A 15,808-nucleotide genomic window follows, 5' to 3' on the forward strand; every position below is an offset into this window, starting at 1 on the left:
CGGATTGGTTCAGGTCCATATAGGACGCGGGCGGGGATGCAAGAACCCCCGCCCGTCCAATTGTCCGCGATTACTCGGCGGTGGCGGCCGCCGGCACGGTGACCGAGCCGCCCGCGGCCTCGACCGCAGCCTTGGCCCCGGCCGAGACGCCGGCCACGGCGAAGTTGGCCTTGGCCGAGAAGGCGCCCTTGCCGAGCAGGCGCACGCCATGCTTGCCGCCACGGGCCAGGCCGGCGGCCTTGAGCGCGGCATGATCGATCGTCGCCTTGACGTCGAGCTTGCCGGCGTCGATCGCCTTCTGCACCAGGCCGAGGTTCACCTCAGCATAGTCCTTGCCGAACTTGTTGTTGAAGCCGCGCTTCGGGATGCGCATGTGAAGCGGCATCTGACCGCCTTCGAAACCGGCCACGGACACGCCCGAGCGCGCCTTGGCGCCCTTCTGGCCGCGCCCGGCGGTCTTGCCCTTGCCGGAGCCGATGCCACGGCCCACGCGCATGCGGCCCTTGCGGGCGCCATTGTTGTCACGGATGTCGTTCAGGTTCATGGGATGCACTCGCTTTCGCTTTGGTCGCGCTGATGGAAGCGGCGCCCTTAGGCGAGCCGGCGCGCAATGTCACCCCCTTTTCCGCCCCCTTCCCAGGGGGGGAAACCTTGCTACGGTGCAGCCAGGGGGTATCGCCGAGGTGCTGAAGTCTGCCGCGCCAGCGCGGAGCAACGATGGCTCGCCGTTCGACCGGCCCGCGCTGCAGCTGGTGGTACTGGCCGTGGCCGGGCTGGTCCTGCGCTGGAGCACCTTCGGCGATCCCAATCTGGCGGCGGACGAAGGCTTCTACCACGCGGTCGGCCTCGCCATGCATCATGGCGCCCTGCCCTATGTCGACGTGTGGGACCGCAAGCCGCTCGGCCTGTTCCTGATCTACTGGGCCATCGCCGGGATCACGCCCGACCCGCTCGCCTACCAGCTGGCCGCCTGGGCCTGCGCGGTCGCCACGGCCGCCGTGATCGGCGCGATCGCCCGGCGCTGGACCGGGCCGCAGGGGGCGCTGCTGGCCGGGCTGGTCTATCTCGTCTGGCTGACCCCGCTCTATGGCTTCGGTGGCCAGAGCCCGGTGTTCTACAACCTGCCGGTCGCCGCGGCGGCGCTGTTGCTGTGCCAGGGGCTTCCGCAGGTCGCGCGGGGCGAGCGGAGCGGCCGGGTGGCACTGGCCATGCTGCTGGCCGGCGCGGCGATCACGGTCAAGACCACGGTGCTGTTCGAGGCCCTGTTCTTCGGACTGGCGGCGCTGGCGGCAGCCTGGCGCTCGCGCCGGCCGGTGGCCTGGGTCGCGCTGCGGGGGCTTGGCTGGCTGGCGCTGGGCCTGGCGCCGACCGCGGCGATCGCGCTGGGCTATGCCGCGCTCGGCCACTGGCCGGAATACTGGCACGCGATGGTTGGCGCCAATCTCGCCAAGGGCACCGACTGGGGCGGCACCGCGATCCGCCTGATCCTGCTGTGGCGGCTGCTGCTGCCGCTGATCCTCGCCACCGCCGGGGGGCTGATGCTGCAAGGCCCGCGCGGGCGCGGCTTCGTCGAAGGGTGGCTGATCGCCGCGCTGTTCGGCCTGGCCGCGGTGCCCAACTTCTATCCGCACTATGCCCTGCCGCTGCTGGTGGTGCTGTGCCTCGCCGCGGCACCGCTGCTCGATCGGGGCTGGATCGGGCTGGTCGCGGCCGCCGCGATGATCGCGCTGGGCCTGCGCGCCGAGCCGCCGTTCCGCCCCGGCCAGGCGGACCGCTCGCGCGCCGCCTTCGCCGCGCTGAGCGCCGCGATCCGGGCCCACGACGGCGGCCGCCCCCTGCTGGTCTATGCCGGCCCGGCGCAACTTTACGGGATGACCGGCCATGCCTTCCCCACCCCGCTCGCCTTCGAGACCCATCTCAGCCAGCAGGCCGAACGCAACGTCAGCCATCTCGACACGGTGGCTGAACTGCGCCGGGTGCTGGCGGCGCGGCCGGGCGCCGTGGTGCTGCCGGTCCAGGTCCGCAACGGGCCAGCGATCCCTGAGACCTGGGCGCTGGTGAATACCTATGTGCGGCAGCACTGCCGCCCGGTGGCGCGGCGCCACGTCGAGGATTGGCTGCTGGCCGATGACCTGGTGGTCTGGGGGGATTGCCATGAGCCAACGGTCAGCGGCGCCCGCTGAGTCATTCGGACATGGGAGGTACTCGTGCCATTTGCGCTGGCATCACCGGCCGACCCTGACACGCTTCGAGCCAACCACCGCGCGTGGGCTTCGTCGAGCTCAGCCTGAGCGAAGTTGGGAGATTGCGAGGAACTGGACACGATCAAGGACCACACGAAACGAACCGGCCGCGCAATCGCCGCGCCTCACCTCGCCCTGAAGCGCGTTCGGCTGGGCTGAGCAGAGATGCCTTCGGCTGACTTGAAGTTCATGTAAGGCGGACGATTGAACCAGACTTCGTAGACGCGGCCCGCCACCGCGGTGCACCGCATGGTGTAGCTCGTTCTGTCCTGCGACAGACGGGCATTCGGTTGGCAATCGGGGAAGGTGGCCGGCGACACCCGCACGAACGAGTAGCTGCCCGCCAGCATGGGCCGATCGAACGTCACGGTAAGGTCGAACGGTCCCGATGGAATGGTGCTGCCGTCTGCCGGGCTGATCGAAACCACATGGGGCACGGCCAACGGCACTGCGGATGCTTCGCCTGCCTGAACCAGCAGCAAGCCCATGGCAGCGGCGGCGACAAGAACCATGATCACCCCCCCCGGCTTACGTCCGGCATGTCCTCCGGACGGGCCCGATCGAACCCACCAACGGCAGATGCCTGCAGCAAAACGGCCCCGGGATCGCTCCCGGGGCCGCCCTGTTCTAGCGCTGAAGCCGTGATCAGTCCACCACGGCCACCATGTGCGGGAGCTTGGCAATGGCACCGCGCACTTCGGCGGTGTCTTCCAGCTCGACGACCCGGTTCATCTTGCCGAGCCCGAGGCCGATCAGGATCTTCTTCTGGCTTTCGGGACGGCGGATCGGCGAGCCGATCTGCTTGATCTTGATAGTCGCCATGTCGCTTACTCCACGATGGCTTCGGCGGCGGCTTCCGCCTCGACCGCGCTGGCGCCGCCCCGACCGAGCAGGTCGGCGACCTTCTTGCCACGGCGCTGGGCGACCGACTTCGGCGAAGTCTGGTCGGTCAGCGCGTCGAACGTGGCGCGGATCATGTTGTAGGGGTTCGAGGTGCCGACCGACTTGGTCACCACGTCGGCCACGCCCAGGCTCTCGAAGACGGCGCGCATCGGACCGCCGGCGATGATCCCGGTCCCGGCCGGAGCCGAACGGACGTTGACCTTGCCGGCGCCGAAGTGGCCCTTGCCGTCATGGTGCAGCGTGCGGCCTTCCTTCAACGGAACGCGGATCATCTTCTTCTTGGCCGAGGCGGTCGCCTTGGTGATGGCTTCCGGCACTTCGCGCGCCTTGCCATGACCGAAGCCGACGCGGCCCTTGCCGTCGCCCACGACGACCAGCGCCGCGAAGCCGAAGCGCTTGCCGCCCTTCACCGTCTTGGAGACGCGGTTGATGTGGACGAGCTTCTCGATCAGCTCCTCGCCGCCCTCCTCGTCGCCGCCACGGCCGCGGTTGCGGTCGTTGCGGTCGCCACGGCCGCGGCCGCGGTCACCGCCGCCACGATCGTTGCCACGGCCACGGCCACGGCCGCGGGCCTCGCGGGCTTCACCCTCGGGGGCGCTGGCCTCGACGGCCACCACTTCGGTTTCCTGGTTGGTTTCGTCAGCCATCTTAGAACTCCAGCCCGCCTTCGCGCGCGGCATCGGCCAGCGCCTTGACGCGGCCATGGAAGAGGAAGCCGCCGCGATCGAACACGACGGCGGTCACGCCGGCTGCCTTGGCGGCTTCGGCCAGGGCCTTGCCCACCTCGGCAGCGGCAGCCACCGTCGCGCCCGGGCCCTTCGAGCCCTTGGTCAGCGACGAGGCGGCGACCAGCGTGCGGCCGGCGTTGTCGTCGATGATCTGCGCGTAGATGTGACGGCCGGAACGGTGCACCGACAGCCGCGGACGGCCACCGGCGCGCGCCTTCAGCGCGGTGCGGACGCGCCGGCGACGGCGCTCGAACAGGGAGAGCTTGGCCATTACTTCTTCTTCCCTTCCTTGCGGAAGATGTACTCGCCGCGGTACTTGATGCCCTTGCCCTTGTAGGGCTCGGGCTTGCGCCAGCGACGGATCTCGGCGGCAACCTGGCCGACCTTCTGCTTGTCGATGCCCGAAATCTCGACCGTGGTGTTGTCCGGGGTCTTGATCTCGATGCCCTCGGGCACGGCATAGTCCACGTCGTGGCTGTAGCCGAGCTGGAGCTTCAGGTTGCGGCCCTGGGCGTTGGCACGATAGCCCACGCCGGTGATCTCGAGCACCTTGGTGTAGCCCTCGGTCACCCCGGTCACCAGATTGGAGACCAGCGTGCGCTGCATGCCCCAGAAGGCCCGCGCCGCCTTGGTGTCGTTGGCCGGCTTCACCAGGATGGTGTCGCCGTCGAGGGTGTAGCTGATCTCGTCACGCAGGGTGAGGGTCAGCGTGCCCTTGGGGCCCTTCACGGTCAGGACGCCGTCCGCGATCGCGGCGCTGACGCCGCCCGGGATGGCAACCGGCTTCTTGCCGATGCGGCTCATCAGAACACCTCCGCGAGCACTTCGCCGCCGACGTTCTGGGCGCGGGCCTCGGCATCCGAGAGCACGCCCTTGGGCGTCGAGACGATGGTGATGCCAAGGCCGTTGCGCACCACCGGGAGTTCCTTCGAACCCGAGTAGACGCGGCGGCCCGGCTTGGAGACGCGAGCGACGTGCTTGATCGCCGGCTCGCCTTCGAAATACTTCAGCTCGATGCGCAGCTGCGGGTGGGCGCCGGTGGCGTCCTCCGAATAGCCGCGGATGTAGCCTTCGCGCTGCAGCACCTCGAGCACGCGGGCGCGCAGCTTCGAGGCCGGCGAGAGGACCGAGTCCTTCTTCGCCTGCTGGCCGTTGCGGATGCGGGTGAGCATATCACCCAGGGGATCGGTCAATGCCATCGCCGTTTCCTTACCAGCTCGACTTCGTGACGCCCGGGATCATGCCCTTGTTGGCAAGGTCCCGCAGCTCGACACGGCAAAGGCCGAACTTGCGATAGTAGCCGCGCGGGCGGCCGGTGGTGTTGCAGCGGTTGCGCACCCGGGTCGGGTTCGCGTTGCGCGGCAGTTCGGCCAGCTTGAGGCGGGCGATCAGGCGCTCGGTTTCGTCGAGCGACTGGTCGTTGGCCTGGGCCTTGAGCGCGGCATACTTGGCTGCATACTTCTCAACGAGCTTCTTGCGCCGCTCGTTCTTGTTGATCGAACTCAGTTTCGCCATGGACTTAAGCTCTTTCCTTAAATCTCGGGAGGGCAGCGAGGGGCCTTAGGCCGCCTGCTTCTGCTCGGCTTCCTGCGGGAACGGGAAACCGAACAGGCGAAGCAGCTCACGTGCCTCGTCGTCGGTCTTGGCGGTGGTGGTGACGATGATGTCCATGCCGCGCACCTTCTCGATCTGGTCGTAGCTGATCTCCGGGAAGATGATCTGCTCCTTGAGACCCATCGCGTAGTTGCCGCGACCGTCGAACGACTTGGGGTTCAGGCCACGGAAGTCGCGGATGCGGGGCATCGCCACGGTCACCAGGCGGTCGAGGAACTCGTACATGCGCTCGCGCCGCAGGGTCACCTTGCAGCCGATCGGCATGCCTTCACGCAGCTTGAACTGCGCGATCGACTTCTTCGCCTTAGTGATCACCGGCTTCTGGCCGGCGATGAGCTCCATTTCCGCCGCGGCGGTCTGGACCTTCTTCTTGTCCTGGCTCGCCTCGCCCACGCCCATGTTGAGCGTGATCTTCTCGAGCCGCGGGATCTCCAGCGCGTTCTTGTAGCCGAACTTGGCCTGCATCGCCTTGGCGATCTCGGCGTCGTACTTCGTCTTCAGACGCGGCGTGTACTTGTCAGCCATCGATGGTCTCCCCGGACTTCACGGCCACGCGGACCTTCTTGCCGTCGCGCTCCTCGAAGCGGACGCGGGTCGGCTTGCCGTCCTTGTCGGCCACGGCCACCTTCGAGATCGCCATCGGCGCCTCGCGGCGATCGATCCCGCCCTGCGGGTTCGACTGGGTCGGCTTGCGGTGACGGGCGATCATGTTCACGCCCGCGACGACAACCTTGCCATCCTTGGGGAGGACCTGGAGGACGGTGCCGGTGCGGCCCTTGTCCTTGCCAGAGCGGACGACGACGCTGTCGCCCTTCTTGATCTTGGCGGCAGCCATCACAGCACCTCCGGCGCGAGCGAGATGATCTTCATGAAGCCGCGCGCACGCAGTTCGCGGACCACCGGTCCAAAGATACGGGTGCCGATCGGCTCCTCGTTCTTGCCGACCAGCACGGCCGCGTTGCTGTCGAAGCGGATCACCGAGCCATCGGCCCGGCGCACGTCCTTCTTGGTGCGGACGATCACGGCGCGGTGCACGTCGCCCTTCTTGACGCGGGCCCGCGGCTGCGCCTCCTTGATCGACACCACGATGATGTCGCCAACGCCGGCAGTCCGACGCTTCGACCCGCCCAGCACCTTGATGCACTGGACGCGCTTGGCGCCGCTGTTGTCCGCGACGTCGAGATTGGATTGCATCTGGATCATGGATCCGGTTCCTTCTCAATGGCTTGCCGGAACCAGTCCGGCAGTTCCAAAATCGCTGTTCTTAGACTTCGGCTTCCAGCGCCGCGGCCTTGCCCGCCTGGACCCGCTCGATCACCTTCCAGGTCTTCAACTTGGAATAGGGTGCGGTTTCCTCGATGCGAACGACCTCACCGGTGTGGAAGGCGTTGTCCTCGTCGTGGGCGTGATACTTCTTCGAGCGACGGATGATCTTCCCGTAGAGCGGGTGCTTCACCTTGCGCTCGACCTTCACGACCACGGTCTTGTCGGTCTTGTCGGAGACGATGGTCCCGATGAGAATACGCTTGGGCATCGTTGGCTCCTTACGCCTTGGCCGACTGAGAGCGCTCAGTCTGCAGCGTCTTGATGCGGGCGATGTCGCGGCGCACTTCCTTGATGCGCGCCGGACGCTCGAGCTGGTTGGTCGCAGCCTGGAAGCGGAGGTTGAACGCCTCCTTCTTCAGATCGGCGAGGTCAGCCGTCAGCTGGTCGTCGGTCTTGGCGCGCAGATCGCTGATCTTGGCCATTATTCGCCTCCGAGATGCGAGGTGTCGCCCAGGCGGGCCACGACCTTGGTCTTGATGGGCAGCTTCATCGCGGCACGGCTGAACGCCTCGGCGGCCAGCGGACCGGCGACGCCGTCGAGCTCGAACAGGATGCGACCCGGCTTCACGCGGGCAGCCCAGTATTCGATCGAGCCCTTGCCCTTGCCCTGACGGACTTCAGCCGGCTTCTTGGTCACCGGCACGTCCGGGAAGACGCGGATCCACAGGCGCCCCTGGCGCTTGATGTGGCGGGTGATCGCGCGGCGGGCCGCCTCGATCTGGCGGGCGGTGATCCGCTCAGGCTCAAGGGCCTTCAGCCCGTAGGAGCCGAAGTTGAGGTCCGAGCCACCCTTGGCGAGGCCATGGATGCGGCCCTTGAAGGCCTTGCGGAACTTGGTCTTTTTCGGTTGCAGCATGGCTCTTAGTTCCTGCGATCATCGCGCGCCGGGCGCACGCCCGAGGTCTGCGATTCCAGCATCAGACGGTCCTGCGCCATCGGATCGTGGCCCAGGATCTCGCCCTTGAAGACCCAGACCTTGATCCCGATCACGCCATAGGTCGTGTGGGCCTCGGCCTCGGCATAATCGATGTTCGCGCGCAGCGTGTGCAGCGGCACGCGCCCCTCGCGGTACTGCTCGACGCGGGCAATCTCGGCGCCGCCGAGACGGCCACCGCAGACCACCTTGATGCCTTCGGCGCCGAGCCGCATGGCCGACTGCATCGCGCGCTTCATCGCACGGCGGAAGGCGATGCGGCGGATCAGCTGGTCGGCGATGCCCTGGGCAACGAGCTTGGCGTCGATCTCGGGCTTGCGGATCTCGACGATGTTCAGCTTGACGTCGCTGGCGGTCATCTTCGACAGCTGCGACCGCAGCTTCTCGATGTCGGCGCCCTTCTTGCCGATGATGACACCCGGACGGGCGGCATAGATCGACACGCGGCACAGCTTGGCGGGACGCTCGATCACCACCTTCGAGATCGCTGCCTGCGGCAGGGTCGCGATGATGAACTTGCGGATCTTGAGATCCTCGGCCAGCAGCTTGCCGTAGCTCTTGCCCTCGGCGTACCAGCGGCTGTCCCAGGTCCGGTTGATCTGGAGGCGCAGGCCGATCGGGTTGCTCTTGTGACCCATGGTTCAGGCCTCCTCGACTTCACGAACCACGATCCGCAGCCGCGAGAACGGCTTGAGGATGCGGGTCGACTTGCCACGGCCACGGGTGTGGAACCGCTTCATGGTGATCGACTTCCCAACGCTCGCCTCGGCCACCACCAGGGCGTCGACGTCGAGGTTGTGGTTGTTCTCGGCATTGGCGATCGCCGAAGCGAGCACCTTGCGCGCGTCAACGGCCATCGCCTTCTTCGAGAACGACAGGATGTTGAGCGCCTCTTCGGCCTTCTTGCCGCGGATCAGGCCGGCGACCAGGTTGAGCTTCTGGGCCGAGCCGCGGATCTGCGTGCCGACCGAGAGCGCTTCCTTGTCACCAACGCGACGGGGGGACTTTTCCTTGCCCATTAGCGCTTGCCCTTCTTGTCAGCGGCGTGGCCGGGGAACGTGCGCGTCGGCGCGAATTCACCAAGCTTGTGGCCGACCATCTCTTCCGAGACGGACACGGGGATGAACTTGTGGCCGTTGTAGACGTTGAACGTCAGACCGACGAACTGCGGAAGAATGGTCGAGCGACGCGACCAGGTCTTGATCGGGCCGGCGCGCGAGCCAGCTTCCTGACCGACTTCGGCTTTCTTCAGCAGGTGCAGGTCGACGAACGGACCCTTCCAGACGGAACGTGCCATGGTCGCTTACCTCTTCTTCTTCGCATGGCGCGACCGGATGATCATGCCATCGGTGCGCTTGTTGTGGCGGGTCCGGGCGCCCTTGGTCGGCTTGCCCCACGGGGTGACCGGATGACGGCCACCCGAGGTCCGGCCTTCACCACCGCCGTGCGGGTGGTCGACCGGGTTCTTGGCGACGCCGCGCGTCAGCGGACGCTTGCCGAGCCAGCGGTTGCGGCCAGCCTTGGCCAGGTTCTGGTTGCCGTTGTCGGGGTTCGAGACCGCGCCCACGGTGCCCATGCAGTCCCCGCGCAGGTAGCGCTGCTCGCCCGAGTTCAGGCGGACGATGACCATGCCGCGGTCGCGGCCGACGAGCTGGACGTAGGTCCCGGCGGAACGGGCGATCTGCCCGCCCTTGCCCGGCTTCATCTCGACGTTGTGGATGATCGTGCCGACCGGCATCTGCGCCAGCAGCATCGCGTTGCCCGGCTTGACGTCGGTCTTCTCGCCGGCGACCACCTGGTCACCCACGGCCAGACGCTGCGGCGCGAGGATGTAGGCCTGCTCGCCGTCCTCGTACTTGACCAGCGCGATGAACGCGGTGCGGTTGGGATCGTACTCGAGCCGCTCGACGGTGGCCGGCATGTCCCACTTGCGACGCTTGAAGTCGATGAAGCGGTACTTCTGCTTGTGGCCGCCGGCGATGCCGCGCGACGTGACATGACCCTTGTTGTTGCGGCCACCGGTCTTGCGCTTGCCTTCGGTCAGCGCCTTGACGGGCTTGCCCTTCCACAGGGACGACTTGTCGACCAGGACAAGGCCGCGACGGGCCGGGCTGGTCGGGTTGTAGCTCTTGAGTGCCATGGTGCTGTGCGCCTCAGATACCGCTGGTGACGTCGATCGACTGGCCGGCAGCCAGGGTCACGACAGCCTTCTTCACGTCCGAACGCTTGTAGGGCTTGCCCTTCCAGCGCTTGGTCTTGCCCTTCTGGGTCAGGGTGTTCACGCCGACGACCTTCACGTCGAACAGCGCTTCGACCGCCGCCTTGATCTCCGGCTTGGTCGCCTTGTCGGCCACCTTGAAGACCACGGCATTGTGCTCCGAGAGCAGCGTCGACTTCTCGGTGATGTGGGGAGCCACGATCACGTCGTAGTGACGCACGTCGATTGCGTCCTTAGCCATTGAAACGCGCCTCCAGCTTTTCGACAGCAGCGCGCGTCAGCACCAGCGTGTCATGCTTCAGGATGTCGTAGACATTGGCGCCGACGGCCGGGAGCACGTTGATGCCGATGAGGTTGCGGGCGGCCTTGGCGAAGTTGTCGTTCACCGCGTCGCCGTCGATCACCAGCACCTTCTTGCCGAAGCCCGCCTTGGCGAGCGTGGCGGCCAGCGTCTTGGTCTTGCCGTCGGTGTCGAGACCGCTCAGCACGACCAGGCCGTTCTGGGCCTTGGCCGACAGCGCCATCTTGAGACCGAGCGCACGGACCTTCTTGTTCAGCGAGATGTTGAACTCGCGGACGCGGGGACCGTGGGCCTTGCCGCCGCCGATGAAGATCGGGGCCGCGCGGTCGCCGTGACGGGCGGTACCACCACCCTTCTGGCGGCCGAACTTCTTGCCGGTGCGGGCAACGTCCGAACGCTCGCGCGCCTTGCGGGCCACGCCGCGACGGTTTTCCAGCTGCCAGGTGACGACGCGGTGGAGGATGTCGGCGCGCGGTTCGAGACCGAACACGGCATCCGACAGCTCGACGTCGCCCGCGGCGCTACCGTCCAGATTGAGGACCTGAACCTTCACGACTTAGCCCTCCTGGCCTTCGGTCGACTCGACAGCCGGCGCTTCGGCCGGGGTGTCGGCCGGAGCCGCATCGTTGTTGTTGGCGACCTGCTTCAGGCCGGCGGGATAAGGCGCTTCGGCATGGCGCGAGACCTTGACCGCATCGCGGACGAGCAGCCAGGCATTCTTCGAGCCGGGCACCGAGCCCTTGACGAAGATCAGCCCGCGCTCGTCGTCGGTGCGGACGACCTCGAGGTTCTGCTGGGTGCGCTGACGGTCGCCCATGTGGCCGGCCATCTTCTTGTTCTTGAACACGCGGCCCGGATCCTGGCGGTTGCCGGTCGAACCGTGGGCACGGTGCGAGATCGAAACGCCGTGGGTGGCGCGCATACCGCCAAAGCCCCAGCGCTTCATCGCGCCGGCAAAGCCCTTGCCCTGGGTCTGGCCGGTGATGTCGACCAGCTGGCCCGCGACGAAGTGCGAGGCGGCAATGGTCGAACCGACCTCGAGCAGCGCATCGTCGGCGACGCGGAACTCGGCGACCTCGGCCTTCAGCGGCACTTCCGCCTTGGCGAAGTGCTCACGCTGCGGCTTGGCGACGTTCTTCTGCTTGGCCGTGCCGGCACCGAGCTGGACCGCGACGTAGCCGTCACGATCGGCGGTGCGGACCGAAACCACCTGGCAGTCCTCCAGCGACAGGACGGTCACCGGCACATGCCGCCCGTCTTCGTGGAAAAGGCGGGTCATCCCCACCTTCTTAGCGATCACGCCGGTACGCATGATCCGTTCTCCTCACAGAGGCCCATGGGGACCATCCCCAGGGGCGTGTTCGGCCCTATGTGTGAAGCGCGCCCCGTCCGGGCCGAGTGCCACCATTTGCCGCGAGGCTCGCGGTGGCGAGACGGGGGACGCTGCCCGGCCCGTGCGATCCCTGGAGATCAGGCCGGAGGTATCCCTATGTCCGTGCGGGGAGACCCCGCAAAGCCTGGCCGAAGCCAGGAGAGATGTGAACCCGAGGGTTCGAAACTTTCGTCGGTCAGTCTCTTAGGCGAGCTTGATCTCGACGTTCACGCCGGCAGCCAGGTCGAGCTTCATCAGCGCGTCGACGGTGGCGGCGTTGGGCTGCACGATGTCGAGCAGCCGCTTGTAGGTGCGGACTTCGAACTGCTCACGCGACTTCTTGTCGATGTGCGGCCCGCGGTTGACGCAGAACTTTTCGATCCGCGTCGGGAGCGGAATGGGGCCCCGGATGAGCGCGCCGGTGCGGCGGGCGGTGTCCGCGATTTCGCCGGTCGCCTGATCGAGCACGCGATGGTCGAACGCCTTGAGGCGAATGCGGATATTCTGAGCTTCCATGTCCACTACCACTGAGAAAGAGCGGCGGCGCCAACACGCCGTCGTCCTGAACTTGTTTCAGGACCCATTCCGCCTTGGGAGCCGCAGCTCGTTAGGGAGGGATGGATGCTGAAACGAGTTCAGCATGACGATCGCCTTAGCGTCGCTGATTGAACCAAAAAACCGACCGGCGGGAAGAGCGAATCTCCCCGCCGGTGCGCGGCCTATATTACTTGGTGATCTTGCTGACAACCCCCGAACCGACGGTCCGGCCACCTTCGCGAATGGCGAAGCGGAGACCCTCGTCCATGGCGATCGGCGCGATCAGCTTGACCGACAGCGTGACGTTGTCGCCCGGCATCACCATCTCGGTGCCCTCGGGGAGAACGACCTCACCGGTGACGTCGGTGGTGCGGAAGTAGAACTGCGGACGGTAGTTGGCGAAGAACGGCGTGTGACGGCCACCTTCGTCCTTCGACAGCACGTAGACCTCGGCCGAGAACTCGGTGTGCGGCTTGACCGAACCGGGCTTGCACAGCACCTGGCCGCGCTCGACGTCTTCACGCTTGATGCCGCGCACCAGCGCGCCGATGTTGTCGCCGGCTTCACCCTGGTCGAGCAGCTTGCGGAACATTTCGACGCCGGTCACGGTGGTCTTCTGGGTGTCCTTCAGACCGACGATCTCGACTTCCTCGCCAACCTTGACGATGCCGGTCTCGACGCGGCCGGTCACGACGGTGCCGCGACCCGAGATCGAGAACACGTCTTCCACGGGCATCAGGAACGGCTTGTCGGTCGGACGCGGCGGCTGCGGGATGTAGCTGTCGACAGCGGCCATCAGCTCGTTGATCGAGTTCTTGCCGATCTCGTCGTTGCGGCCTTCCAGCGCGGCCAGGGCCGAACCCTTGACGATCGGAATATCGTCGCCCGGGAAGTCGTACGACGACAGCAGCTCGCGCACTTCCAGCTCGACCAGCTCGAGGATTTCCTCGTCGTCGACCTGGTCAACCTTGTTCATGTAGACGACCAGGGCCGGCACGCCGACCTGGCGGGCGAGCAGGATGTGCTCGCGGGTCTGCGGCATCGGGCCGTCAGCGGCGTTCACGACCAGGATCGCGCCGTCCATCTGGGCGGCACCGGTGATCATGTTCTTCACGTAGTCGGCGTGACCCGGGCAGTCGACGTGCGCGTAGTGACGGTTGGCGGTCTCGTACTCGACGTGGGCGGTCGAGATGGTGATGCCGCGCTCGCGCTCCTCGGGAGCCTTGTCGATGTTGGCGTAGTCGGTGAAGGTCGCGCCGCCGGTTTCGGCGAGGACCTTGGTGATCGCGGCGGTCAGCGTGGTCTTGCCGTGGTCGACGTGACCGATGGTGCCGATGTTGCAGTGCGGCTTGGTCCGCTCAAACTTAGCCTTAGCCATTGTTCAAACCTTCTTCTCGTATGTGTGCAGATTGCTGCGGGAAAAGGACGGCACCCGCTGAATCAGGCGCCGCCCCTAATGGCATCCGTGTTCTTATGCAAGCTTCGCCTTGAGCTCGGTCGCGACGTTCGCCGGGACCTCGTCGTAGTGATCGAAGAACATGGAGTAGTTCGCGCGGCCCTGGGTGAACGAGCGCAGCTGGTTCACGTAGCCGAACATGTTGGCGAGCGGGACCATGGCGGTGACGGCCTGGGCATTGCCCCGGGTGTCGGTGCCCTGGATCTGGCCGCGCCGCGAGTTGATGTCGCCGATCACGTCGCCGAGATATTCCTCGGGGGTGATCACCTCGACCTTCATGATCGGCTCGAGCAGCTTGATCCCCGACTTCTGGGCCGCTTCGCGCATGGCGCCGCGGGCACAGATTTCGAAGGCCAGCGCCGACGAGTCGACGTCGTGATAGGCACCGTCGTAGAGCAGCACCTCGAAGTCGATGATCGGGAAGCCGATCAGCGAGCCGGTCGCGGCGGTTTCACGGAAGCCCTTCTCGATCGCGGGGATGTATTCCTTCGGAATGTTGCCGCCCTTGATCTCGTCCTTGAAGACGAAGCCCGAACCGCGCTCGCCCGGGGTGACCTTGACCTTCACGCGGCCGAACTGGCCGGTGCCACCCGACTGCTTCTTGTGGGTGTGATCGAGGTCGACCGGCTTGGCCAGATACTCGCGGTAGGCCACCTGCGGCGCACCGACGTTGGCTTCCACCTTGAACTCGCGGCGCATGCGGTCGACGAGGATCTCGAGGTGAAGCTCGCCCATGCCCTTGATGATGGTCTGGCCGGATTCGTGGTCGGTCGAGACGCGGAACGAGGGATCCTCGGCCGAAAGACGGTTGAGCGCGATGCCCATCTTCTCCTGGTCGGCCTTGGTCTTCGGCTCCACCGAGAGCTCGATCACCGGCTCGGGGAATTCCATCCGCTCCAGAATGATCGGCTGCTTCTCGGCGCACAGCGTATCGCCGGTGGTGGTCTCCTTCAGACCGGCCAGGGCCACGATGTCGCCGGCATAGGCGGTCTCGATGTCCTCGCGGTTGTTGGAGTGCATCAGCAGCATGCGGCCGACCTTCTCCTTCTTGTTCTTCACCGAGTTCAGGTAGCTGCCCTTGACGAGCGTGCCCGAATAGATGCGGGTGAAGGTCAGCGAGCCGACGAAGGGATCGTTCATGATCTTGAACGCCAGGGCCGAGAACGGCGCGTCGTCCGCGGTGGCGCGGCTGTCGGGCTCGTCGGTGTCGGGGTTGACGCCCTGCACGTCGGGAATGTCGAGCGGCGAGGGCAGATAGTCGACCACGGCATCAAGCAGCGGCTGCACGCCCTTGTTCTTGAACGCCGAACCGCAGATCACCGGGACGAACGACTGGTTCAGCGTGCCCTTGCGGATCAGCGCCTTCAGCGTCGCGACGTCGGGCTCATTGCCCTCGAGGTAGGCTTCCATCGCCTCGTCGTCCTGCTCGACCGCCAGCTCGATCAGCTGCGAGCGGTAGAGCGAGGCCTCGTCGGCGAGGTCGGCCGGGATCTCTTCGTAGACGAACTCGGCGCCCAGCGATTCATCCTTCCAGATGATCGCGCGCTGCTCGACCAGGTCGACCAGGCCCTTGAAATCGCTTTCCGCGCCGATCGGCAGGTAGAGCACCGCCGGGGTCGCGCCGAGGCGGTCGATGATCGTCTGCACGCAGTACTTGAAGTTGGCGCCGGTGCGGTCGAGCTTGTTGATGAAGCACATCCGCGGAACCTTGTACTTGTCCGCCTGGCGCCACACGGTCTCCGACTGCGGCTCCACGCCGGCCACGCCGTCGAACGCCGCCACCGCGCCGTCGAGCACGCGCAGCGAACGCTCGACCTCGATGGTGAAGTCGACGTGTCCGGGGGTGTCGATGATGTTCAGGCGGTGATCGTTCCAGAAGCACGTGGTGGCAGCCGAGGTGATCGTGATGCCACGCTCCTGCTCCTGCTCCATCCAGTCCATCGTCGCGGCGCCGTCGTGGACTTCGCCGATCTTGTAGGACTTGCCGGTGTAGTAGAGGATGCGCTCGGTCGTGGTGGTCTTGCCGGCGTCGATGTGGGCCATGATGCCGAAGTTGCGATAGCGCTCGAGCGGATGGCTGCGGGCCATGGGAGGTTCCTTAGCGGTTCGGGGAGGAAGCGGTCTGGGGCCGCCCCGCCCATATGGTTACCAATGTGACCGTTTGAAGACGGGGCCG

25 protein-coding genes are annotated in these 15,808 nt (G+C 66.3%); 1 reads left to right on the plus strand and 24 read right to left on the minus strand.

Annotated elements, in window-relative coordinates:
* Positions 1-70: 70 nt before the first annotated feature.
* Positions 71-544: a 50S ribosomal protein L15 gene (rplO, locus tag H7F53_RS04105; RefSeq protein ID WP_185678219.1), complete on the minus strand. Its 474-nt coding sequence runs from the start codon at positions 542-544 to the stop codon at positions 71-73.
* Between the two features lie 115 nt (positions 545-659).
* On the opposite strand from rplO, the gene H7F53_RS04110 reads away from it, so the two are divergent.
* Entirely contained in the window at positions 660-2,183 is a 1,524-nt protein-coding gene (locus tag H7F53_RS04110) for a hypothetical protein (RefSeq protein ID WP_343061899.1), read from the plus strand.
* Positions 2,184-2,368: 185 nt separating this feature from the next.
* Here the strand turns inward: H7F53_RS04110 and H7F53_RS04115 are convergent, their stop codons facing one another.
* From H7F53_RS04115 to fusA, 23 genes are all read right to left on the minus strand, one after another.
* On the minus strand, positions 2,369-2,755 hold the full coding sequence (locus H7F53_RS04115) for an Ig-like domain-containing domain (protein WP_185678220.1): 387 nt from the start codon (positions 2,753-2,755) through the stop codon (positions 2,369-2,371).
* Positions 2,756-2,888: 133 nt separating this feature from the next.
* Positions 2,889-3,065: a 50S ribosomal protein L30 gene (gene rpmD, locus H7F53_RS04120; protein ID WP_185678221.1), complete on the minus strand. Its 177-nt coding sequence runs from the start codon at positions 3,063-3,065 to the stop codon at positions 2,889-2,891.
* Positions 3,066-3,070: 5 nt separating this feature from the next.
* Positions 3,071-3,793: a 30S ribosomal protein S5 gene (rpsE, locus tag H7F53_RS04125; RefSeq protein ID WP_185678222.1), complete on the minus strand. Its 723-nt coding sequence runs from the start codon at positions 3,791-3,793 to the stop codon at positions 3,071-3,073.
* A gap of 1 nt (position 3,794) precedes the next feature.
* Complete coding sequence (rplR, locus tag H7F53_RS04130; RefSeq protein WP_185678223.1) at positions 3,795-4,145, minus strand: 50S ribosomal protein L18; 351 nt, start codon at positions 4,143-4,145, stop codon at positions 3,795-3,797.
* Positions 4,145-4,678: a 50S ribosomal protein L6 gene (gene rplF, locus H7F53_RS04135; protein WP_185678224.1), complete on the minus strand. Its 534-nt coding sequence runs from the start codon at positions 4,676-4,678 to the stop codon at positions 4,145-4,147. The genes rplR and rplF overlap by 1 nt, the downstream gene beginning before the upstream one ends.
* Complete coding sequence (gene rpsH / locus H7F53_RS04140; RefSeq protein ID WP_185678225.1) at positions 4,678-5,073, minus strand: 30S ribosomal protein S8; 396 nt, start codon at positions 5,071-5,073, stop codon at positions 4,678-4,680. Before rpsH ends, rplF begins: the two co-directional genes overlap by 1 nt.
* Positions 5,074-5,083: 10 nt before the next feature.
* A complete protein-coding gene (rpsN, locus tag H7F53_RS04145) occupies positions 5,084-5,389 on the minus strand; it encodes a 30S ribosomal protein S14 (protein ID WP_185678226.1) in 306 nt (101 codons plus the stop codon).
* A gap of 45 nt (positions 5,390-5,434) precedes the next feature.
* Positions 5,435-6,013 (minus strand): 50S ribosomal protein L5, encoded by a 579-nt coding sequence (gene rplE, locus H7F53_RS04150; protein WP_185678227.1) that lies wholly within the window; start codon positions 6,011-6,013, stop codon positions 5,435-5,437.
* Positions 6,006-6,323: a 50S ribosomal protein L24 gene (gene rplX, locus H7F53_RS04155; RefSeq protein WP_185678228.1), complete on the minus strand. Its 318-nt coding sequence runs from the start codon at positions 6,321-6,323 to the stop codon at positions 6,006-6,008. Before rplX ends, rplE begins: the two co-directional genes overlap by 8 nt.
* Positions 6,323-6,691, minus strand: coding sequence for a 50S ribosomal protein L14 (rplN, locus tag H7F53_RS04160; protein WP_185678229.1), 369 nt, complete (start codon positions 6,689-6,691; stop codon positions 6,323-6,325). Before rplN ends, rplX begins: the two co-directional genes overlap by 1 nt.
* A gap of 61 nt (positions 6,692-6,752) precedes the next feature.
* Positions 6,753-7,022, minus strand: coding sequence for a 30S ribosomal protein S17 (gene rpsQ / locus H7F53_RS04165; RefSeq protein WP_185678230.1), 270 nt, complete (start codon positions 7,020-7,022; stop codon positions 6,753-6,755).
* Positions 7,023-7,032: 10 nt separating this feature from the next.
* A complete protein-coding gene (gene rpmC, locus H7F53_RS04170; protein ID WP_185678231.1) occupies positions 7,033-7,236 on the minus strand; it encodes a 50S ribosomal protein L29 in 204 nt (67 codons plus the stop codon).
* The gene (gene rplP / locus H7F53_RS04175) at positions 7,236-7,670 is read right to left on the minus strand and encodes a 50S ribosomal protein L16 (protein ID WP_185678232.1); all 435 of its coding nucleotides are present in this window, start codon (positions 7,668-7,670) and stop codon (positions 7,236-7,238) included. Before rplP ends, rpmC begins: the two co-directional genes overlap by 1 nt.
* A 5-nt stretch (positions 7,671-7,675) precedes the next feature.
* Entirely contained in the window at positions 7,676-8,386 is a 711-nt protein-coding gene (gene rpsC, locus H7F53_RS04180) for a 30S ribosomal protein S3 (protein WP_185678233.1), read from the minus strand.
* A gap of 3 nt (positions 8,387-8,389) precedes the next feature.
* On the minus strand, positions 8,390-8,767 hold the full coding sequence (gene rplV, locus H7F53_RS04185) for a 50S ribosomal protein L22 (protein WP_185678234.1): 378 nt from the start codon (positions 8,765-8,767) through the stop codon (positions 8,390-8,392).
* A complete protein-coding gene (gene rpsS / locus H7F53_RS04190; RefSeq protein WP_185678235.1) occupies positions 8,767-9,045 on the minus strand; it encodes a 30S ribosomal protein S19 in 279 nt (92 codons plus the stop codon). The genes rplV and rpsS overlap by 1 nt, the downstream gene beginning before the upstream one ends.
* A gap of 6 nt (positions 9,046-9,051) precedes the next feature.
* Positions 9,052-9,888, minus strand: coding sequence for a 50S ribosomal protein L2 (gene rplB, locus H7F53_RS04195; RefSeq protein ID WP_185678236.1), 837 nt, complete (start codon positions 9,886-9,888; stop codon positions 9,052-9,054).
* A gap of 13 nt (positions 9,889-9,901) precedes the next feature.
* On the minus strand, positions 9,902-10,207 hold the full coding sequence (locus tag H7F53_RS04200; RefSeq protein ID WP_185678237.1) for a 50S ribosomal protein L23: 306 nt from the start codon (positions 10,205-10,207) through the stop codon (positions 9,902-9,904).
* A complete protein-coding gene (gene rplD, locus H7F53_RS04205; RefSeq protein WP_185678238.1) occupies positions 10,200-10,820 on the minus strand; it encodes a 50S ribosomal protein L4 in 621 nt (206 codons plus the stop codon). The genes H7F53_RS04200 and rplD overlap by 8 nt, the downstream gene beginning before the upstream one ends.
* 3 nt (positions 10,821-10,823) lie before the next feature.
* A complete protein-coding gene (gene rplC, locus H7F53_RS04210; protein WP_185678239.1) occupies positions 10,824-11,579 on the minus strand; it encodes a 50S ribosomal protein L3 in 756 nt (251 codons plus the stop codon).
* A 264-nt stretch (positions 11,580-11,843) separates the two neighbouring features.
* A complete protein-coding gene (gene rpsJ, locus H7F53_RS04215; RefSeq protein WP_011444906.1) occupies positions 11,844-12,155 on the minus strand; it encodes a 30S ribosomal protein S10 in 312 nt (103 codons plus the stop codon).
* A 208-nt stretch (positions 12,156-12,363) separates the two neighbouring features.
* On the minus strand, positions 12,364-13,554 hold the full coding sequence (gene tuf, locus H7F53_RS04220; protein WP_185678240.1) for an elongation factor Tu: 1,191 nt from the start codon (positions 13,552-13,554) through the stop codon (positions 12,364-12,366).
* A gap of 93 nt (positions 13,555-13,647) precedes the next feature.
* A complete protein-coding gene (gene fusA / locus H7F53_RS04225; RefSeq protein WP_185678241.1) occupies positions 13,648-15,720 on the minus strand; it encodes an elongation factor G in 2,073 nt (690 codons plus the stop codon).
* Positions 15,721-15,808: the final 88 nt, after the last annotated feature.

Origin of the sequence: Novosphingobium piscinae (assembly GCF_014230355.1) — a bacterium.
Taxonomy (GTDB): Bacteria; Pseudomonadota; Alphaproteobacteria; order Sphingomonadales; family Sphingomonadaceae; genus Novosphingobium; species Novosphingobium piscinae.